Annotated in this window: 11 protein-coding genes; 5 read left to right on the forward strand and 6 right to left on the reverse strand. The window is 68.2% G+C overall.

Going from position 1 to position 20,826, the window contains the following annotated elements:
- Positions 1-71 precede the first annotated feature (71 nt).
- Both mgtA and LGM42_RS01365 read right to left on the reverse strand, forming a co-directional pair.
- The gene (mgtA, locus tag LGM42_RS01360; protein ID WP_226231370.1) at positions 72-2,837 is read right to left on the reverse strand and encodes a magnesium-translocating P-type ATPase; all 2,766 of its coding nucleotides are present in this window, start codon (positions 2,835-2,837) and stop codon (positions 72-74) included.
- 715 nt (positions 2,838-3,552) lie between these two features.
- Complete coding sequence (locus LGM42_RS01365; RefSeq protein ID WP_226231371.1) at positions 3,553-5,223, reverse strand: S8 family peptidase; 1,671 nt, start codon at positions 5,221-5,223, stop codon at positions 3,553-3,555.
- Positions 5,224-5,640: 417 nt separating this feature from the next.
- Here LGM42_RS01365 and LGM42_RS01370 point away from each other — a divergent pair, with 417 nt between their 5' ends.
- Positions 5,641-6,537, forward strand: coding sequence for a glutamate/aspartate ABC transporter substrate-binding protein (locus LGM42_RS01370; RefSeq protein WP_059585004.1), 897 nt, complete (start codon positions 5,641-5,643; stop codon positions 6,535-6,537).
- A gap of 75 nt (positions 6,538-6,612) precedes the next feature.
- Here the strand turns inward: LGM42_RS01370 and LGM42_RS01375 are convergent, their stop codons facing one another.
- Complete coding sequence (locus LGM42_RS01375) at positions 6,613-7,155, reverse strand: hypothetical protein (protein WP_226231372.1); 543 nt, start codon at positions 7,153-7,155, stop codon at positions 6,613-6,615.
- Between the two features lie 294 nt (positions 7,156-7,449).
- On the opposite strand from LGM42_RS01375, the gene LGM42_RS01380 reads away from it, so the two are divergent.
- Both LGM42_RS01380 and LGM42_RS01385 read left to right on the forward strand, forming a co-directional pair.
- Positions 7,450-8,697 (forward strand): multidrug effflux MFS transporter, encoded by a 1,248-nt coding sequence (locus tag LGM42_RS01380; protein ID WP_226231373.1) that lies wholly within the window; start codon positions 7,450-7,452, stop codon positions 8,695-8,697.
- 25 nt (positions 8,698-8,722) lie between these two features.
- The gene (locus tag LGM42_RS01385) at positions 8,723-9,244 is read left to right on the forward strand and encodes a GNAT family N-acetyltransferase (protein ID WP_226231374.1); all 522 of its coding nucleotides are present in this window, start codon (positions 8,723-8,725) and stop codon (positions 9,242-9,244) included.
- A 34-nt stretch (positions 9,245-9,278) separates the two neighbouring features.
- Here the strand turns inward: LGM42_RS01385 and LGM42_RS01390 are convergent, their stop codons facing one another.
- The 3 genes from LGM42_RS01390 to LGM42_RS01400 form a co-directional block, all read right to left on the reverse strand.
- On the reverse strand, positions 9,279-9,968 hold the full coding sequence (locus tag LGM42_RS01390; RefSeq protein ID WP_059585008.1) for a hypothetical protein: 690 nt from the start codon (positions 9,966-9,968) through the stop codon (positions 9,279-9,281).
- Between the two features lie 123 nt (positions 9,969-10,091).
- Positions 10,092-12,335 carry a penicillin-binding protein 1C gene (pbpC, locus tag LGM42_RS01395; protein ID WP_060310846.1) on the reverse strand — a complete coding sequence of 748 codons (2,244 nt, stop codon included), beginning with the start codon at positions 12,333-12,335 and terminating at the stop codon, positions 10,092-10,094.
- Positions 12,336-12,345: 10 nt separating this feature from the next.
- Entirely contained in the window at positions 12,346-18,393 is a 6,048-nt protein-coding gene (locus LGM42_RS01400) for an alpha-2-macroglobulin family protein (RefSeq protein WP_226231375.1), read from the reverse strand.
- Positions 18,394-18,703: 310 nt separating this feature from the next.
- On the opposite strand from LGM42_RS01400, the gene LGM42_RS01405 reads away from it, so the two are divergent.
- Positions 18,704-19,207: a sugar dehydrogenase complex small subunit gene (locus LGM42_RS01405; protein WP_059639572.1), complete on the forward strand. Its 504-nt coding sequence runs from the start codon at positions 18,704-18,706 to the stop codon at positions 19,205-19,207.
- Positions 19,207-20,826, forward strand: coding sequence for a GMC family oxidoreductase (locus tag LGM42_RS01410; RefSeq protein ID WP_059585012.1), 1,620 nt, complete (start codon positions 19,207-19,209; stop codon positions 20,824-20,826). The genes LGM42_RS01405 and LGM42_RS01410 overlap by 1 nt, the downstream gene beginning before the upstream one ends.

Here is a 20,826-nt window from a genome sequence, read left to right on the forward strand (position 1 = left end):
AACGACGGCAGGTCGGGTCGTTCGGCCCGCGCGGGTAGTGCACGGGCCGGCACGTCGTCATCGGCGCGCCATCAGAACCACTGCTTGTAGCGGCGCACGTAGATCGTCTTGACGATCTGCGCGAGCACGATGTAGCCGACCATCGTCGCGGCGAGCCACAGCCAGTAGGTGCCCGGCAGGTGCATGAAGCCGATCGCCTCCGCGAACGGCGAGAACGGCAGCCAGCAGCCGATCGCGATCGCGGTGAAGGTCGACAGCAGCACCGGCAGCGACGCCGTGCTTTGCAGGAACGGGATCTTCTGCGTGCGCAGCAGATGCACGACGAGCGTCTGCGACACGAGACTCTCGATGAACCAGCCCGAATTCATCACGATCTGGCCGCTCGCGCCGCCGTTCAGGTGATACAGCGCGCCCGCACCGAACACGGTCCACATCAGGACGTACGTCGTGATGTCGAACACCGACGACGTGGGCCCGACCCACAGCATGAAGCGGCCGATGTTGCCGGCTTCCCACTTGCGCGGCTTCTTCAGGAACTCGGGGTCCATCCTGTCCCACGGCAGCAGCATCTGCGACGTGTCGTAGATCAGGTTCAGCACGAGCAGTTGCGTCGCGAGCATCGGCTCCCACGGCAGGAACGCGCTGGCGACGAGCACCGAGAACACGTTGCCGAAGTTCGAGCTGGCCGTCATGTTCAGGTACTTCAGGATGTTGCCGAACGTCTCGCGGCCCTTGATCACGCCTTCCTCCAGCACCATCAGGCTCTTTTCGAGCAGGATGATGTCGGCGGTTTCCTTCGCGATGTCGGCGCCGCTGTCGACCGAGATGCCGACGTCCGCGTCGCGCAGCGCGGGCGCATCGTTGATGCCGTCGCCGAGGAAGCCGACCGTGTGGCCGTTCGCCTGCAGCGCCTTGACGATGCGCGCCTTCTGCAGCGGCGTGAGCTTCGCGAACACGGTCGTGCGTTCGACCGCCTGCGCGAGCGTCGCATCGTCGAGCGCGTCGATTTCCGTACCGAGCATCGGCTTGCCCGGGGCGAGGCCGACCTGGCGGCACACCTTCATCGTGACGGTCGCGTTGTCGCCCGTCAGCACCTTCACCGCGACGCCGTTCTCGCGCAGCGCGGCGAGCGCCGGCGCGGCCGATTCCTTCGGCGGATCGAGGAAGGTCAGGAAGCCGCGCACGACGAGATCACGTTCGTTGGCGGTGCGGTATTGCGCGCGTTCGTCGCCGCGCGGGATCGTGCGCGTCGCGAGCACGAGCACGCGGAAGCCGTCCTCGTTGTACGCGGTGGCTTGTTCGAGCAATCGCTTGCGGGCCACGAAGTCGAGCGGGCGCACGCCGTCTTCGTCCTGCACGTGCGTGGAGACCGCCAGCATTTCCTCGACCGCGCCCTTGCAGATCAGCAGGTGCGTGCCGCGCGTGTCCTCGACGACGACCGACAGGCGGCGCCGCACGAAATCGAACGGCAGTTCGTCGATCTTCTTGTAACCCTGCGGCTTCACGCGTTCGCCGATCTCGTCGGCGCGCGCGACGACCGCGATGTCGATCAGGTTCTTCTGGCCGCTCTGGTGGAAGCTGTTCAGCCAGCCGAGCCGCAGGATGTCCTCGTTCTTGTGACCGGACAGGTCGAGGTGGTGTTCGAGGATGATCTTGTCCTGCGTGAGCGTGCCGGTCTTGTCGGTACAGAGTACGTCCATCGCGCCGAAGTTCTGCACCGAGTTCAGCCGCTTGACGACGACCTTGCGGCGCGCCATCGCGACCGCGCCGCGCGCCAGGTTCGCGCTGACGATCATCGGCAGCATCTCGGGCGTGAGGCCCACGGCCACCGCGAGCGCGAACGTGAGGGCACTCAGCCAGTCGCCCTTGGTCAGGCCGTTGATCATGAACACGATCGGCACCATCACGAACATGAACTTGATCAGCAGCCAGCTCACGCTCGTCACCCCGCGGTCGAAGCTCGTCTCGATGCGCTTGTGGCTCACGACGTTGCGCGCGAGCGAGCCGAAGTACGTGTCCTCGCCGGTCGCGACGACGACGGCCGTCGCCGTGCCGCTGACGACGTTGGTGCCCATGAAGCAGACGTTCTCGAGATCGAGCAGCGACGCCGGTGCGTCGTTGGCCGCGCCGGCCGCGGGCGCGCCCGCGGATTTGCCGGCCACCGCGCCGAGCGTGTCGTACTTCTCGACCGGCAGCGCCTCGCCGGTCAGCACGGCCTGACTGATGAACAGGTCGCGCGACGCGAGCAGGCGCACGTCGGCGGGGATCATGTCGCCGGCGGAAAGATGCACGATGTCGCCGACGACGACCTCGCGCATCGGCACTTCGCGGCGTGACGGCTCGGCCGTGTCGGTCACCGCGCGCTGCACGGTGGCCGTCGTGCGAACCATCGCCTTGAGCTTCTCGGCCGCGCGCAGCGAACGGAATTCCTGCACGAAGCGCAGCAGCGCGCTGATCGTGACCATCGTCAGCAGGATCGTCATGCCGACGTAATCGCGATCGTCGGGCGCCGCGAAGTAGACGTCGGTAAAGAAGCTGATGGCGGCCAGCACCAGCAGCACGTAGACGAACGGGTTGTGGAACGAGAGCAGCAACTGGCGGGTCCAGTGCGGCGGCTTGTCGTGCGCGATTTCGTTCGGGCCGTCATGCTGCAGGCGGTCGGCGGCCTGATCGTAGGTGAGGCCGCGCGTGCTGGTGCGCAGCGACTTCAGCGTGTCTTCGAGCGGGCGGGCCGCTTCCCGCGCGGCGCGCATGATGCGCGGTTCGTTCTGCTGGCCGGCGCCGGCCTTGATGAAGCCGCGCTGTTTGTTGTGCGAGGTGTTGTGTCGTGTCGTCATGAGTCGCTCCTTGCGCACGAGGCGGCGGGCGGGGAGCGGCCGTGACGTTATCGACGCACGAACGCTCCCCGCCGCGTCGCGTCAGGCGCGATCGGCTGTGGATCGGTAAAGGCGGGAACGCTCGCCGGCGCGCGCGCGGCGCACGGCGTGTCGATGCGCGGCGTCGCACCGGCGAGCGGTAATCGACTACTGTCGTCTGAGTTCATCTGCACTCCTGTCGGTTGCGAATGGTCGGCACGGGCGATCGGCAGCGGCGCGCGCCACGAGGCGCGCGGCCGGACGGCACGCGAACGGAGGGCGCACGCGGCTGGCGCCGCGCGCGGCACGAACGCACACGCGCGACGGCGCGTCGCGTGCATTCGACAACATCGAAAATTCGGCGGGAGATCGGGCCGGTAGTCAGGCCGGAAGGGCGCCGCATCCTGCTTCCCGGGATGCGGCAGAAGACGAGGCTCTGCGCGTTTTCCTCAGGCAGCAGTCAAGTTGGTCATGCACCAACTACAACTCGCATCGGTGTTCACAGAACACTCCATGTAACTAGACGGGGGCGATGGTAATGGCTCGCCGTGCGAAGCGTCAACCCTTTTGTCGGGCGTTATTTCGAGATGCTTGATCGCGTGGGTGCATGTTCGCGGTCGCGCCCGACAACCCGCAATGAAACAGCCGCGCGCACACCTTGTCGGCATGCGCGCGGCCGCGTCGAACGAGATGCCGGTTACTGGTTCGCGGTCGCGACGGCGGCCGCTGCATCGAGGATGCCCGAGCCTGCCGGCATCGCGGTGCACGACGTGCCGGCCGAGAGCTTCGCCGCGCGCGTGCCGCCTTGCAGCTTCTGCATGATCTGCGCGGGCGTGAGGTTGCCGTTCACCGACAGCATCAGCGCGGCAACCCCCGTCACCTGCGGCGTCGCGAGGCTGGTGCCGGTCGCGGGGCCATAGGTGTCCGAGCCCGGCGTCGTCGTGCCGGCGTTCGACGTCGACAGGATGTTGACGCCCGGTGCGCTCAGCGCGACGTCGGCGCCGAAGTTGCTGAACGATGCGCGTCGGCCCGTCGCGTCGGTCGCGCCGACGGTGATCACGCCGCGGCAGTTCGCGGGCTGGTCGAGCCCGGTCGACAGGCCGTCGTTGCCGGCCGCGACGATCACGGTCACGCCTTTCGCGGTCACGTCGTCGATCGCCCGCTGGAACGTCGTGCTGCACGCGCCGACCCCGCCGAGGCTCAGGTTGATGATCTTCGCCGGGCGCGGGTTCGTCGGTACGCCGGACACCGGAATGCCGGCTGCCCAGCGCATGCCGTCGGCGATGTCGCTCGTCACGCCGCCGCACTTGCCGAGTACGCGCACCGGCAGGATCTGGCCGAGCCACGACACGCCGGCGACGCCGGTGCCGTTGTTGGCGGTCGCGCCGATCACGCCCATCACGCGCGTGCCGTGCCAGCTGCTGTTGCTCGGCTGGCTCGCACAGTGATAGAACGGGCCGTTGACGTCGTCGAGTTCCTGCTGCGTGACCCAGTCGCCCGGATCGGTTGCGTCCGGGCCGCGCGTCGAGCCGTTGTTGCTGGTGTTGATGTTGCTGATGAAGTTGTAGCCTTGCTGTATCAGATTGCCGACGAGGTCGCCGTGCGGCCGGTAGCCGGTATCGAGCACGGCCGTGACGACGGTCGGCGAACCCTTGGTCACGTTCCATGCGGGCGGCAGGTTGATGCCGGCGGTCGGATCGGACAGGTACCACTGCTGGTTGTAGAGCGGGTCGCTCGGCGTGTCGCGGATCTGCATCGGGTGATCCGGTTCCGCGTAGTCGACGTCGCTGTCGGCCGCGAACGCCTGTGCGAGCGCGGCGGCATCGGTGGCGGCCATGCGCTGGCCGAGCGACAGCACGGCCGCGCCGTTCGAGATCGTTCGCTCGACCTGAACGTTCACCGGCGTTTGCGCGACGGTGCTCGCGTACGCGCGTGCGCTGCCGGTCACCGGCGCCGTCCAGCGCGTCATCGCGCGCTGGATCACCGCGTCGAGTCTCGAACCGTCGTCGACGGCCGCCATCGCCCGCGTGGCCGTCAGCGTTTTCAGCTTGACGATGAGGTGATCGACCGGCGGCTCGACCGGCGCCGTCTGCGCGGCCATCTGCACGGCGGCCTGCTGCGACGAGCACGCATTGCCGCCGGACGACGCCGGCGGAGTGGTCGGGGCGGGCGCGGGTGCCGGCGTGGGAGCGGGCGTCGGCGCGGGCGCCGGTGCGGGTGACGCGTTGGACGGAGACGGGTCGCTGCCGCCGCCGCCGCCTCCGCCGCAACCGGCGAGGGGCAGGAGCGCGGCGGCGGACAGCATACCGGCGAGCATGCGCGCATGGGCCGAACGGGCCAGCGCGAAATTGAAGCGTTTGGCTTTCATGTTGAAAGTCGATCCTCGTAGATAACCGTCGTGCCGGTGGTGGTGCCTGGTCCGGCGTAAACCGGACCTTGTTCTTGTCGGGCGCACGCAGCGCTGCTGCGACGCGCCATGCATTGGGTAACGGCTGATGAGGCGGCTTCTTGAGTATGTTTTGTGCGAAAAAGGCGCGAGACGCAAACGATTGCGATGCTGTCTTGCAGCATGAGCGCGCGTTTGGAACGGGCGAGTTGTTCATGGGGTGCAAGATTGCAGGCAGGGAGCCGGCGAAACGTGCGCCGCAGGCGCTTTTGCGCGTCGCGGAAACGATGCCTCACGGTGAGGCGCGTGACTGAGGGCGCTTGACGCTTTCCCCGATGCGGGGCGAATTTTGTCAGGCGTAGGATCGCGATTCGATCAAGGTTTCTTCAGGAGAAAAGCATGGATCACCGCTTCCGTTGGCTGGCTGTCGCGCTGGCCTGTGCGCTGGCCGGCGCCGCGCACGCGCAGGCCCTTACCGGTACGCTGAAGAAGATCAAGGACACGGGCGTCGTGTCGCTGGGCATTCGCGAGTCGTCGGTGCCGTTCTCGTATTCGGACAACCAGCAGAAGAACATCGGCTACTCGCGGGACATCGCGTCGCGCATCATCGACCAGTTGAAGACGGATCTGAACCTGCCGAACCTCGCGGTGAAGGAAATCCCGATCACGTCGCAGAACCGCATTCCGCTGCTGCAGAACGGGACGATCGACTTCGAATGCGGGTCGACGACGAACACGCTCGAGCGGCAAAAGCAGGCCGCGTTCTCGAACAGCATCTTTCTGTACGGCATTCGCTTCAGCACGCGCAAGGATTCGGGCGTGAAGGACTTCGCGGACCTGGCCGGCAAGACGGTCGCGACGACGGCCGGCACGTCGGACGAGCGCCTGCTGCGCAAGCTGAACGAAGAGAAGGCGATGAACATGACGATCATCAGCGCGAAGGATCACGCCGAAGCATTCATGAACGTCACGACGGGCCGCGCGGTGGCGTTCGTGATGGACGAGCCGCTGCTGTACGGCGAGATCGCGAAGGACCGCAACCCGGGCGCGTATACGGTCGCGGGCACGCCGCTCGTTCACGAAAACTACGCATGCATGATGCGCAGGGACGATCCGGCGTTCAAGCGCGTCGTCGACGGCGTGATCGCGAAGATGCAGACCTCGGGCGCGGCCGAGAAGCTCTACGATCAGTGGTTCATGCGGCCGATTCCGCCGAAGGGCGTGAGCCTCAACTATCCGCTGTCGCCGGAGATGAAGCAGTTGTTCAAGAATCCGACGGATCAGGCGCAGTATTGATCCGGCCGTCTCAAAGAAAAACCGCCGGCACGTGCCGGCGGTTCGGGCGCGGCGCGCCGAGTGGCGCGAACCGCGTCAGGCCTTGATTTCCGGGCCGCGTGCGGCCGGTGCGACGGGAGCGGCCGGCGTTGCCGGGGCCGCCGACGGCATCGGCGACTGCGCCGGGACGATGACGAGCACCGGTTGAGGAGCGGCCCACGCCGGTATCGCGAACCCGACGGGCTGCGGCATCGGCATCGCGAACGCGTTGGCGAGCGCGATGTGCTGGAGCGCCATCATCTGCTGCTGCATCGCGACCATCTGCGCCTGCGCCGCCTGCATCCGGTACTGCGCGGCCTGGATTTGCCGCAACGCCGCCGCGGGCGGCATGCCGCCCGACGACGCCGTCTGCATCTCGAAGCTCGCGCCGCCTTGCGGGCTGTGCCAGCTCCACGTGCTGACCTTCATCGGGCCGACGGCCGTCTGGACGACCCGCGTTTCGGCCTTCACGGGCACGGCCTGCCCGTTGACATTGACGAACATCGGTTGGGCGGCGGCCGCCGCGCCGGCTTGCCCGGCCAGCGCGAACACGGGCACCAGCGCCAGCGCGCCCGCCGCCATATACGAACGGAATCGCATCTTCGTATCTCCATCGAACGAGACTGATCGAATCAACAATGACGTACGGCTCACGGAGTGAGCCATCCGAGACAATGCGGCCGTCGGCTTAAATCAACATTAAAATCGCGGCCCGCCGGCCCGATCGGCGCATGTCGGGACGTGCCGCGATCGGCATTCAACCTCGCCCGCGCCAGGGGGAATCCTGTCGCCCGGTGCAACAACAGGCACAATACGGAATTCGCCACCCCCGCACGCATGTTCGCCATACGAACATTGACGGCGCGGCACTGCTGCCCGACCTCCTTCCCAGTCATGAACGCCACGCTCACTCCGGCGCGCGAGTCGAATTCGCCGCGCTTCCTGCTGTTCCTGATCTGCCTGTTCGCGTCCGCCGGCCAACTCGCGATCGACATCTACGTGCCCGCGCTGCCCGACATGGCACGTTCGTTCGCGACCACGCCGCAGGCGATCCAGTCGAGCGTGTCCGGCTACATGGCCGCTTACGCGCTCGGCCAGCTGATCTTCGGGCCGATTGCCGATGCGTACGGACGCAAGCGCGTGCTCGCGTTCGGGCTCGTGATCTACACGATCGGCTGCCTGCTGTCGCTCGGCGCGCCGAACCTGGAGACGTTCGTGCTCGCGCGCTGCCTGCAGGGCTTCGGGATCGCGACCACCAACCTGCTGGCGAAGGCGATCATCACCGATTCGTTCTCCGGCCAGGCGTTGATGCATGCGTTCACGTACATGTCGATCGCATGGGGGCTGGCGCCGATCATCGCGCCGGTGATCGGCGCGCACCTGCAGGAATGGTTCGGCTGGCGCGCGTGCCTCGTGTTCCTGCTGGTCTACTCGCTGGCGATGTGGGCGCTGCTGTGGCGCTACCGCGAAACCTTGCCGAAGCCGGTGCGTCTCGAGCCGCGCACGCTGATGGCGAACACCGGCAAGGTGCTGGCGAGCCCCGTGTTCCAGAGCTGCTTCCTCGCACAGGGGCTGTGCTACAGCATCCTGCTGGTGTTCAACATCGTCGGGCCATTCATGGTGCAGACCACGCTGCACAAGCCGCCGACCTTCTTCGGCTACCTCGCGCTCGGCATCGGCCTCATGTATTTCCTCGGCGGCCTGTCGAACCGGATCCACGGCCGCGGGCTGCCGAGCGCCGAGCAGCGGCTGCGCATCGGCGCGCGCGTGATGGCGGGCGCGTCGATCGCGATGCTGGTGCTGGCGCTGAGCGTCGGCCTGCGCGTGTGGACGCTCGCGACGCCGGTGCTCGTGATGGGTTTCTGCGCGGGCGCGATGTATCCGACGCTGATGGCCAAGGGCAATTCGCTGTTTCCGCATATCGCCGGCCTGACGAGCGCGATTCTCGGCTGCGCGCTGCTGCTCGTGTCGTCCGCGATGATGGGCCTGGCCGGTTTCGTGTCGATTCGCGTGCTGACGCCGCTTGCGGTGTTCTTCGTCGCGTTGTCGTTCATCGTCGTGTGGATGGTGACGAAGCTGCTGCGCCATCTGTCGCGGCAGCAGGCGGCACCGGTCGTGTGCGGGAGCGGCGAGGCGGCGTAAGCGCCGGCTCGCGACCGACCGACTGATGAACCGGATCCTGCTGAGTCGCGTCGCCCGGTCCGACGCCGCCGACCTCATCGCCGCCAACCGCGCGAGCCGGAGTCACCATATGCCGTGGGTCGATTCGTTCATCGACCAGACCGGGTTCGATCAATGGTTCGCCCGCTGCCTGACGGGGCCGAACGTCGGATTGGTCGCGCGCGAGCGGGCGTCGGGCGCGGTGGTCGGCGTGGTGAATCTCAACGAGATCGTCGGCGGGGTGTTTCAAAGCGCTTATCTCGGGTACTACGGGATGGCGAATCTCAGCCGCAAGGGGCTGATGACGGACGCGGTGCGCGCGGCGGTCGACGTCGCGTTCCGCGAACTCGGGCTGCACCGGCTCGAAGCGAATATCCAGCCCGGCAACCATGCATCGATTGCGCTGGTCCGACGGCTCGGGTTCAGGCAAGAGGGGCTTTCGCCGCGCTACCTGCGCATCGGCGGCGAATGGCGCGACCACGAGCGTTGGGCGCTGCTGGCCGACGACGCGCGCGAAGCGAACGCCTGACGGTCGATTCCTGTCCCGTCTCGTCTCGTGTTCCTTACAGCGGATGCGCGGCGCCGGCCTGCTGCAACAGCGACACGGCAACCGGATCCGGCAGTCCGTTCGAATCGATCGCCCCAGCCTTGGCCAGCGCGACGAGATCGCTGTCGACGCCCGGTTGGCCGACCACGAACGACGTGGTCAGGAACGCCGGTGCGGCCAGCGTGACCGCATAGCGCTGCTGCAGGTTCGTCACCACGGCCGATTGCGCGGCCTGCACGGTGTCCGGGCTGTTCATCGCCCGCTGGTAGCGCAGGGTGCCCTGGAAATTGCCGATCAGCCCGGCCGTGTTCGTCCCGAGTTGCGCCGCGAGATAGACGAGCATCAGCTCGGTCTCGGGCGTCGTATTGAAGGTGCCGCCCGCGTAGGCGAGCGAATGCAGGCTCGCGCCGCCCGCCGCCACGGTGATGACGCATGGCAGCGCGGCGTTGAGCGTCACCCGGTAGTTACCGCCGCCGTCCGTCAGCGTCGTGGCCGACCCCGCCGCGCAATTGACGGCCACCTGCGCGCTCGCGAGCGCGTCGCCCGTCGCGGCCGTACCCGACAGCGAGACGGTTTGCGTGTTGTCGTTGAAGCACGCGTCGACGCCGAAGCAGGCTTCGCCGTTGCAGGCCTGGAGGGCGGCGAGCGTTGCGACGCACAAGGCGCCCAGCGCGGGGCGGGTGAAGCGCGTAAGGCGAAGGTTCATGGTCGCGGGCGATCGAGAGAATGAGGCAACCGGTGCGCATCGGGAATGCGACGCTACTGTAATTCTATGTCGTGAACCGGCGTAAAAGCGAATGCAGCCGGCCAGCAAGACCGGCCCGCCGCCTCACGGCTTGCGCGCGGCCGGCTTCGCGAACGCGCCGCGTACCTCGAAGCCGATCGCATCGGCGACGTTGCCGCGCGCATCGACGAGCTCGAGCCGGTGCCTGCCGGGCCACGGCAGCCACGCGACGCGGTCTGCGTGCCCGATCACCTTGTCGTCGAGCCGCCACGCGAACTTCGTCGCGCGCCCGGCCGAGCGTTCGAACCAGATCCGCTGGTTCTTCGGCGGAATGTCCGGATCGATCGCGAAGATCGTGCCGTCGGTCGGCGCGCCGATCGTCAGCGGCGCACGCGCACCGTCCTTGCCCGGCGTGGCGGGCGCCGCGAGCCGGATCGTGTCGACCGCCGTGCCCGCGACGAACCATTCGTTGCGGGCCGGCTCGATGTCGCGCTCGAACGCGATCCGGCGCGTCTCGACGCCGGCCGGCGCACGCGGCGCACGGCTCGGCAGGTCGCGGTGCAGGTAGCCGACGACGGCCGACCACACGGGCGACGCGCCCGTGACGCCCGACACGTCCCACATCGGCGAGCCGTCCGCATTGCCGACCCACACGCCGACCGTATAGCGCGACGTGAAACCGATCGTCCAGTTGTCGCGCATGTCCTTGCTCGTGCCGGTCTTGACCGCCGAGAAGAAGCGCGTCGCGAGCGGATTGTCGAAGCCGAAGGTGCGCACGCGCGCGTTGTTGTCGGACAGGATGTCGGTCACGACGAAGCTGGCCGCCTCGCTGAACACGCGCGTGCCGGCGTCCGGCCGCGCAGATGCCGATGCGCCGGCTGCCGGCGCGGGTGCCGTGGCCGGCAGGTCGACGACCTTGCGCGCGACGCCGCCGTTCGCGAGCGCACGGTAGGCGTTGGTCAGCGACAGCAGCGTGACGTCCGCACTGCCGAGCGCGAGGCTGAAGCCGTAGTAATCGCCTTCCTGCGCGAGCGGCAGGCCAAGCGCGGTCAGCGTGCGCGCGAAGCGGTGCGGCGTGACGAGCACCAGCGTGCGCACGGCCGGTACGTTCAGCGAGCCGCCGAGCGCGCTGCGCACGCTCACCCAGCCCTTGAAATCCTTGTCGTAGTTCTGCGGAATGTACAGGCCGCCGCCGGCGGCGAGGTTGATCGGCGCATCGTCGAGCAGCGACGCGGCCGTCAACCTCTTTTCATCGATCGCCTGCGCGTAGAGGAACGGCTTGAGCGTCGAGCCGGCCTGGCGCGGCGCGAGCACGGCATCGACGTCGCGCGCGCTCGACAGCGCCCCCGACGAGCCGACCCACGCGCGGATCTCGCCGGTCGCGTTGTCGATCACGACGACCGCGCCGTCCTGCACGTTGCGCCGGTGCGCGGGTGCGTTCAGTTCGGTCAGCGCGCGCATCAGCGTGTCGCGCGCGAAGCGCTGCAACGGCGCGTCGAGCGTCGTGCGGACCTGCGCGCCGGCCGCGGGCCTGACCTCGGCCGCGATGCGCCGCGCGAAGTGCGGGGCGAGGGCGGCGCCCTCGTCGCGTACGGCATTGGCCGGACGTGCGACGACGAGCTGCACGTAGCCGTCGAGCGACGCGCATGCCTGCCCGGCCTGCATGTCGCGAAGGATCCGGCATGCGCGCTCGGCGAGCTTCGCCGGCGCCGCATTGGGCGCACGCACGAGTGCGGCGGCGATCGCGGCCTCGCGCGCGTCGAGGCCCGACGGCGCCTTGCCGAACAGCACCTGCGACAGCGCGCCGAGCCCGATCGTCTCGCCGCGGAACGGCACCAGGTTCAGGTAGGCCTCGAGGATCTGGTCCTTGCGCCAACTGCGTTCGAGCCACAGCGCGTTCACGGCCTGCGTGGCCTTCTGCGGCAGCGAGCGCTGGCCCGAGCGGCGCGGCGAATCGCCGAGCAACCCCGCGAGCTGCATCGTGACGGTCGACGCGCCGCGCGTGCGCTCGTTCCACAGGTTGCCCCACGCGGCGCCGGCAATGCCGCGCCAGTCGACGCCGCTGTGTTCGTAGAAGCGCTTGTCCTCGGACACGACGATCGCCTCGCGGAACGCGGGCGATACGTCGGCGAGCGATACCCAGTCGCCGCGCCGCTCGGTGAGGTCGACGCGCGTGCGCTGCAGCGGCGTGCCGTCGCGCGCGAGCAGCACCCAGTCGGAGCTGCGCCAGGTGCGGCGCACGTCGTCGTAGCCGGGGAGCGCATGCGCGACGAGCGGGGCGGCCAGCACGACGGCGACGAATACGCGGCCGGCGAAACGCGCCGGCCGCGGCAAAGCCAGATCGATCATCGCGGTCTCGTTACTTGCCCGCGTCGGCCGGCTTCACGGTCATCGGCGGGTTCGGCCACAGGCCGTACACGGACGGCGCATACAGTGCCTCGACACGTGTCGGCGGCAGCCCGAACGTGCCGACGTTGTTCAGCCGCACCGTGTACTCGACCGAGAATTTGCCCTTCGGCAAATAGTCGTAATACGCGCGGTAGCCGTCGAAGTCGCGCTCGATGAACGTCGGCCATGCGCCGTCGGGCGTTTTCTCGCCCTGCGTCGCGGCTTCGGAATCGCGGCCGAGGCCCGACCCGAGGATCGTCGCGCCCGCCGGAATCGGATCGTTGACGGCGACCCACGTCATGTCGCTCTGCGCATCGATGTCGAGATGCACGCGCACGACGTCGCCGCGCGTCAGCACGCCCTTGACGGCCGGCGACACGGGCGTGACGGTCTTCGTGATCCGGTAGCCGGCCGCGAACGGCGCGCGCAGCGGCACGGCCGCGAGGCTCTCGACGGTTGCCCACGGGCGGCCGGTGCCGTCCTGCGTGACCGACAGCGTGGCCGGCCCCTGCGACGCACGCGGCCACGGCATCAGCACGCTGCGCGCGGCGGCCGCGCGGGTCGCCGGCGTGGCCGACGCGGGCGCATCGGCGGGCGCGGCCGATGCCGGCTGCGACCACGAGATCGTGCGCGCGTCGCCGCCGAGCGCCACCTTCGTCGCGCCGGTGACCGGCGTGCTCTCGTAGGTACGCGAGAAGCGCTCGACCGCGAGCAGGCCGAGCGCGTTCGACGTCGTCGTCTGCCATGCGCCCTGACGTTGCAGCGCAAGCAGGCCAGCCGTCACGCGCGGCATTTCATCCTTCCATGCCGGGTCGCCCGCGAATTCCAGCGCGAGACGCGCGGCATTGGTCTCGTTGCTGGTCATCAGCCACCACAGGTCGTCGTCGCGCGCGGTCGAGAACACGAGCTGCGTGCCCTGGTACGTGAGGCGCGCCCGCAGGATCTGGTCGACCTGCGCGCGTTTCTCGTCGCGTTGCGGGATGTCCTTCACGCGCGTCAGGATCGCGTGATAGTCGATCACCGCCGACGTCGGCCATTGGTTCGGCGCGATCTCGATCGAACCGAGCATGCGGCCCTGTGCGGCGCCGTAGCGCGACAGCGCCTCGATCGCGGCGAGCTTGCGCAGGTCGCGATCCTGGCGCGGCGCCCACGCGTTGCGCTCGATGCGGCCGTCGACGAAGCGCGCGAGCCCGGCCTCGAGCTGCGTGCGCAGGTCTTCCGGCAACGCGAAGCGCGGATCGAGACGGCTGGCTTCGTCGGACACGACGAGCAGGTACGACGACAGCGTCGGGCTGCCGTGGTGCGAATCGTCGGACGACGGCGGGAAGTAGCTCGCCAGCCCGTCGCTGTCGAGGTAGACGGGCATGCGCGCGATCAGCGCCTGCCATTGCGCGGCATCGCGCAGCCCGATCGCACGCGACGTCTGCTGTTCGAGGCAGCGGTACGGATAGCGCTCGAACCAGCGCCGCACGCCGGGCAGGCCGTCGGCGAGCTTCGACTGCAGCGACACGGCGATGCCGCCGCGCGGTGCGCCTTGTGCGTTGCTCACCGCGCCGGCCGGGGCCGCGACGGGCACCGTCAACGTGCCGTCGACCTGTGCGAGCGTCGCCTGCTGCACCGTGACGGGCAGCGCGGGCACGACCTTCTGCGCGACGGCCAGTGCATCGGACGCGCGCTTGCCGCCTTGCTCGGCCGCCTCGATGCGCCAGTTCAGCGCACCGGCCGCATCGAGCGCCTGCTCGGGCACGGTGATCGTCCACGCGACCTCGGTCGCCGCATTCGCCGCCAGCGACACGGTCTGCGGCGCGACGTCGAGGCCCGTCACGCGCGGCGTCACGACGACCTGCATCGCGCGGTCGGTCGTGTTGCGCAGCGTGACCTGCGCACGGAACGCGTCGCCTTCGCGCACGAGCGGCGGCAGGCCGGAGATCAGTTGCAGATCCTGCGTGCTGCGGATCGACGTGCTGCCCGTGCCGAAACGGTCGGGGCCGACCGCCGCGATCGCGACGATCCGGAAGCGCGTGAGCGCGTCGTTCAGCGGCACCTCGACTGTTGCGCTGCCGTTGGCATCCAGCGTCACGCGCGGGTTCCACAGCAGCAGCGTGTCGAACAGCTCGCGGGTCGGCGCGCTGCCGCCCCCGCCGCCGGCCGGCACGGCCTTGCGGCCGAAGTGGCGGCGGCCGACGATCTCCATCTGCGCGGTGGCCGTCTCGACGCCGTACGCGCGCCGGCGCAGCATCGCGTCGAGCAGGTCCCAGCTGTTGTTCGGCATCAGTTCGAGCAGCGCCTCGTCGACGGCCGCGATGGCGATCTGCGTGCCGGCCGGTGCGGGCTGGCCGTTCGGCAGCGTGACCTTCACGTGCGCCTGCGCCTTGCCGCGTACGGTGTAGCGCGTCGCGTCGGTCGTCACGGTCACGCCGAGGCGATGCACGCCGGTGCCGACCTTGATCTCGCCGAGCCCGTAGCGGAACGCGGGCTTCGACAGGTCGACGAACGCGGTCGGCGCCTCATAGTGCCGACCTTCGCGCCAGAACGCGCGCGCCCATTCGACCGGCGCCTTCCAGCCCCACGTGAAGAACGAGTACCACGGCACCTCGCGAATCCGCCCGCGCAGCGCGAGCACCGATACGTAGACGTTCGGCCCCCACGATTCGCCGACCTTCAGGTCGACGGTCGGGTTCTTGCCGTTCAGCTCGACGATGTGCGTTTCCATCACGCCGCCGCGCTCCACCGCGACGAGCGCGGTTGCGTAGCGGAACGGCATGCGCACCTGGAAGCGGGCCGTTTCGCCCGGTTCGTACGACGTTTTCTCGGGGATCACGTCGATCCGGTCGGTGTTGTCGCCGCCGAACCAGAGTTCGTCCTCGCGCGTGACCCATACCGACGTCGACGCATTCGACGTGCGGCCGTCGCCGTCCTTCGCGACCGCGATCAGCTGCACGTTGCCGGCCTGCTCGAGCGTCGCGTCGCAGGCCATGCGGCCCTTGTCGTCGGTCTTGCCCGAGCACAGCACGCCGAGGTCGCGCGTATCGCTCTTGTTGTCGTACGCATAGAAGCCGCCGACCATGCGCTTGCGCGACGACGTCGTGATGCGCGCGATGCCCTTGATCTCGATCGGCACCGACGCACGCGGCTTGCCCTGCAGGTCGACCGCCAGCGCCTGCACCGGCACGCGCTGGCCGACCGACACCCAGCGGCCGGCCTTGATGCCGGCCACCACCGCGGCCGGCCACAGGATCGTGTCGCCGCGGATCGTCTGCACCTCGCCGTTCGGGTCGGCGAACGTCGCCTCCAGCGAGATGCGCTTCGGTGCGTCGACGTCGGGCAGGCCCTTGAGCGTGACCGTGCCCGCACCGTTGCGGTCGAGCGTCAGCGGCAGCTTGTCGGCGATCAGTTTCGTCGCGTCGGGATCGTTGCTCGATGCCGACGACGACGTGTTGTCGCCGTCCTGCGCATCGTCGTCGGCGTTGCCGTCGTTCGTGTCCGGACGATACGGCGTGAAGCTGAAATCCTCGAAACGATCGGCGAACGGCGGCGATGCCCACTTCATCAGCGCCGACACCTGCACCGGCAGGTTCGATGCGCCGCCGCCCGACACGTAGTCGATCTGCACCGCGAGCGGCGCTTCCTTCGCGGCGACGAGCGGGCTTTTCTGCGCGTCGCGCGCGCCGATCGAGCCTTTCAGCACCGGCAGGCGGAACGCCTCGACGCGGAAGCTGCCGCTGTAGTAGGTGGCGGTCGGCGCATCTTCCGGGCCGCCTTCGAGCTCGACGCCGTATTCGCCGAGCTTCGCGGCGGCCGGCAGCGTGAACTGCGAGTCCGCGCTGTGGTCGGCCGCCCACGTGAGCGGCAGCTTGTAGGTCTGGCCCGTGCCGAGGTGGCGGATCGTCACGCGCGTCGGGTATTGCGACGGGAACGCGAGGCTCTGCAGCGTCTCGGTGCGGATGAAATGCTTCATCGACACGGTTTCGCCGGCGCGCAGCAGCGTGCGGTCGAACACCGTATGCGCGCGCACGGTCGGCGCGCTGTCGGTGTCGGTCGGCACGTTGAAGCGCCACGATTCGATCCCGCGGTTCCAGCCCGAGCTGACGAACGCCATGTCGGGGCCCGTCTTCGGATCGTCGACGCGGGCCGATACGAAATAGTCGTTGAAGGTTTCCGACGCGTTGCACGCGCGCTTAGGCTCGAACGGCCCGTCGATCTTCAGCAGGCCCTGCGCGTCGGTCTTGCCGGCCGCGATCTCGTCGCCGTTGCAGTCCGACACGCGGATCTGCGCGTTCGGCACCGGCTTGCCCTTGTCCAGCGTCGTGACCCACACGAGGTTGTTCTCGCGGCCCTGTTTCAGGTGCACGCCGAGGTTCGTGACGAGCACGGTCGTGCGCACGTACATGCTCGACGGCTTCGCGAGCAGCGAGCGGCCGAGCGCGGGCGACGCGAGTTCGAGCACGTAGAAGCCGGGCTTGTCGATCGGCACGCCGACCACCTCGAACGGGCGCAGCGTCTTCGGGTCGGCCTTCGGCAGCGTCAGCACCTGCGCGCCGGGCTCGCCCGTCAGCAGCGACAGCGAGCGCACGTCGATGCGGCGGTTCTTCGGCGCGGGCTGCTTTTCGCCGGCCTCGAGCGGCACGTACACGGGGTGTTGGCCCTTGCGTTCCAGCAGGCCGGGAATCTGGTCGTCGATCGAGCCGGCCGTCATCGACCAGTTGTCGAAGCGATCGACGGTGCGCATCCATTGGCGGATCGCGGTGTCGTTCTCGACCTTCAGGTTCGCGAATTGCGCGCCGCCCGCATTGAGGCCGGCGATATGCAGGTCGGCCTCGACGTTGCGCAGCGTGACGGGCACCAGCGCGGGCGTATCGGGTTCGGCGAAGCGCTCGACGATCCCGAAGGTGCCCGACGAGAATTTGGCGAGCGGCGGCATCGGCGCGGTGCGCGTCGCGAGCGGGAACAGGTCGGCATTGGACAGCGGCCGGTCGGTCACGTCGCGCAGGCCGGACGGCAGCTCGACGGTCAGGCCGGCCTGCGCGGGCAGCGGCGGGTTGAACGTGACGGTCGTCACTTCCTCGCTGCGATCGTCGGCCGCGAAGGTGGGCGACAGCGAGCCGTCGGGGCCGCGCAGCTTGATCGCTTCGGCCTGCTTGCGCGAGATCGGTGCGTTGAACGACAGCGTGAGCGGGCGCAGCGGCGTGCAGGGCGCCTTCGCGTTTTCGCGTTCGCACGAGAAGCTCGCGGCGAACGGTGCGCGCACGGTGAAATCGAAGCGCCGTTCGGTGTCGTTCGCGATGCCGCTCGGGCTCGCGACGCCCTTGCCGTACACGAGCTGCATCTTCGCGCTCGCCGGCAGCGCCTGCGAGCACGACAGCGTCAGCACGCGCGCCGCTTCCTTCTTCCAGCCGAAGTGATCGAGCAGCGCGTTGCGCGTCTCGTCGTCGGCCGCCGTGACGGGAATGCGGTTGCCGATGCCGGCCGCTTCGCACCAGATGTTCGCGAGCGCCGAGCGCGGCTCGGCCGGGCCGTTCAGCTTCATCACGAAGACCTGCCGCTCTTCGATCTCGCGCGAGCCGGGGCGCACCGATACCGGAAACGGGCCGCCCGTCTGGAACGTGAAGCGACGGGGGCCGCTGACCGCGTTGCCGGCGACCGAGCGCAGCGTGTCGTTGAGCGCGACCGAGCAGCGCACGCCGGGCGGCAGGTCGCTTTCGAAATCGTAAACCCAGGTCTTGTCGTCGAGCCAGTGGCCCTGGCCGCGCGCGGCCGTCGAATCGTTGCAGGTCATGCGCGCCGGATTCGGCGCGGAGGCCGAGCCGAAGGCGACCATCGCTTCGTCGAACTTGACGACGCTCTGCCGGACTTCGGTGACGGTGCCTTGCGGCGATACGCTCACCGTGCGCGCCGCGCCCGCATGCAGCGACAGCGCCATGGCGCCGCCGAGCGCCGCGACGGCGCCGATGCGCCAGAGCAGCCGGATCGTGTGGTTGGTCTGGTTGGTTTGTTTGTTGTGCTTGTCGCGTTGCTTCATCGCTCGATTGCCCTCGGAGGGAAGCTTTCTGTTTGATTGCACGGGATTCTAACCGACCGCCGTGCGCGCGCAGCGCGGCGTGCAGGGGCAGTGTGTGGTCGGCGCGCGACACGGGCAGGCGTGCCGCAGATTTGTCGCGTCGACGACACAAAAATGCAGCGAAATGTCGATTACGCCGGATTGCGGAACATTTAATGAACTATAAAAAGATTGTTCGATTCGATTTGTGCGCGTACATTTCAGGTCCGCGCCAATGTTTGAGAAATATCAAGCGTGGTTTTCCCGAATCCGGTGTTCGAGAGAAGGAAACATGCACAACGACAACACCCCCCAATCGCGTCGTGACGACGCAGCCGCAACCGGCATCACGCGGCGTCAATGGCTGCAGGGCGCACTGGCGCTGACGGCGGCGGGCCTCACCGGCTCGCTGGCGTTGCGGGCCCTGGCCGACGATCCCGGCACCGCGCCGCTCGATACGTTCATGACGCTTTCCGAAGCATTGACCGGCAAGAAAGGGCTGAGCCGCGTGACCGGTCAGCGCTATCTGCAGGCCTTGCAGAAGGGCTCGTTCAAGACGGCCGACAGCCTGCCGCAACTTGCCGGCGCGCTCGCATCCGGCTCGCTGAATCCCGACCAGGAATCGCTCGCATTGACGATTCTCGGCGCGTGGTATCTCGGCATCGTCGACGACGTCGTGATTACCTACGAAGAAGCATTAATGTTCAGCGTGGTGTCCGATACCCTCGTGATCCCTTCGTATTGCCCCAACAAACCCGGCTTCTGGGCCGAAAAACCGATCGAGAGGCAAGCCTGATGGCCGATACCGATACGCAAAAGGCCGACATCGTCGTCGTCGGGTCCGGTGTCGCCGGCGCGATCGTCGCGCACCAGCTCGCGATGGCGGGCAAGTCCGTGATCCTGCTGGAAGCCGGCCCGCGCATGCCGCGCTGGGAAATCGTCGAGCGCTTTCGCAACCAGCCCGACAAGACGGATTTCATGGCGCCGTACCCGTCGAGCCCGTGGGCCCCGCATCCGGAATACGGCCCGCCGAACGACTACCTGATCCTGAAGGGCGAGCACAAGTTCAACTCGCAGTACATCCGCGCGGTGGGCGGCACGACGTGGCACTGGGCCGCGTCGGCGTGGCGCTTCATCCCGAACGACTTCAAGATGAAGACGGTGTACGGTGTCGGCCGCGACTGGCCGATCCAGTACGACGATCTCGAGCATTACTATCAGCGTGCCGAGGAAGAGCTCGGCGTGTGGGGCCCGGGCCCCGAGGAAGATTTGTACTCGCCGCGCAAGCAGGCGTACCCGATGCCGCCGCTGCCGTTGTCGTTCAACGAGCAGACCATCAAGAGCGCGCTGAACGGCTACGACCCGAAGTTCCACGTGGTCACCGAGCCCGTCGCGCGCAACAGCCGCCCGTACGACGGCCGGCCGACTTGTTGCGGGAACAACAACTGCATGCCGATCTGCCCGATCGGCGCGATGTACAACGGCATCGTCCACGTCGAGAAGGCCGAGCAGGCCGGCGCGAAGCTGATCGACAGCGCGGTGGTCTACAAGCTCGAGACCGGGCCGGACAAGCGCATCGTCGCCGCGATCTACAAGGACAAGACGGGCGCCGACCATCGCGTCGAGGGCAAGTACTTCGTGCTCGCCGCGAACGGCATCGAGACGCCGAAGATCCTGCTGATGTCCGCGAACCGCGATTTCCCGAACGGCGTCGCGAACAGCTCCGACATGGTCGGCCGCAACCTGATGGACCATCCGGGCACCGGCGTGTCGTTCTACGCGAGCGAGAAGCTGTGGCCGGGCCGCGGCCCGCAGGAGATGACGTCGCTGATCGGTTTCCGCGACGGCCCGTTCCGCGCGACCGAAGCCGCGAAGAAGATCCACCTGTCGAACATGTCGCGCATCAACCAGGAGACGCAGAAGATCTTCAAGGCCGGCAAGCTGATGAAGCACGAGGAACTCGACGCGCAGATCCGCGACCGTTCCGCGCGCTACGTGCAGTTCGACTGCTTTCACGAAATCCTGCCGCAGCCCGAGAACCGCATCGTGCCGAGCAAGACGGCCACCGACGCGATCGGCATCCCGCGCCCCGAGATCACGTATGCGATCGACGATTACGTGAAGCGCGGCGCCGTGCACACGCGCGAGGTCTACGCGACGGCCGCGAAGGTGCTCGGCGGCACCGACGTCGTCTTCAACGACGAGTTCGCGCCGAACAACCACATCACCGGCGCGACGATCATGGGCGCGGATGCGCGCGACTCGGTCGTCGACAAGGACTGCCGCACGTTCGACCATCCGAACCTGTTCATCTCGAGCAGCTCGACGATGCCGACCGTCGGTACGGTGAACGTGACGCTGACGATCGCGGCGCTCGCGCTGCGGATGTCGGACACGCTGAAGAAGGAAGTCTGA

Origin of the sequence: Burkholderia sp. AU39826 (assembly GCF_020419965.1) — a bacterium.
Classification (GTDB): domain Bacteria; phylum Pseudomonadota; class Gammaproteobacteria; order Burkholderiales; family Burkholderiaceae; genus Burkholderia; species Burkholderia semiarida.

Bases quoted from the DNA above. Each gene is read 5' to 3' on its own strand.
- mgtA (WP_226231370.1), bottom strand. From the start codon at position 2,837: ATGACGACACGACACAACACCTCGCACAACAAACAGCGCGGCTTCATC.
- LGM42_RS01365 (WP_226231371.1), bottom strand. From the start codon at position 5,223: ATGAAAGCCAAACGCTTCAATTTCGCGCTGGCCCGTTCGGCCCATGCG.
- LGM42_RS01370 (WP_059585004.1), top strand. From the start codon at position 5,641: ATGGATCACCGCTTCCGTTGGCTGGCTGTCGCGCTGGCCTGTGCGCTG.
- LGM42_RS01375 (WP_226231372.1), bottom strand. From the start codon at position 7,155: ATGCGATTCCGTTCGTATATGGCGGCGGGCGCGCTGGCGCTGGTGCCC.
- LGM42_RS01380 (WP_226231373.1), top strand. From the start codon at position 7,450: ATGAACGCCACGCTCACTCCGGCGCGCGAGTCGAATTCGCCGCGCTTC.
- LGM42_RS01385 (WP_226231374.1), top strand. From the start codon at position 8,723: ATGAACCGGATCCTGCTGAGTCGCGTCGCCCGGTCCGACGCCGCCGAC.
- LGM42_RS01390 (WP_059585008.1), bottom strand. From the start codon at position 9,968: ATGAACCTTCGCCTTACGCGCTTCACCCGCCCCGCGCTGGGCGCCTTG.
- pbpC (WP_060310846.1), bottom strand. From the start codon at position 12,335: ATGATCGATCTGGCTTTGCCGCGGCCGGCGCGTTTCGCCGGCCGCGTA.
- LGM42_RS01400 (WP_226231375.1), bottom strand. From the start codon at position 18,393: ATGAAGCAACGCGACAAGCACAACAAACAAACCAACCAGACCAACCAC.
- LGM42_RS01405 (WP_059639572.1), top strand. From the start codon at position 18,704: ATGCACAACGACAACACCCCCCAATCGCGTCGTGACGACGCAGCCGCA.
- LGM42_RS01410 (WP_059585012.1), top strand. From the start codon at position 19,207: ATGGCCGATACCGATACGCAAAAGGCCGACATCGTCGTCGTCGGGTCC.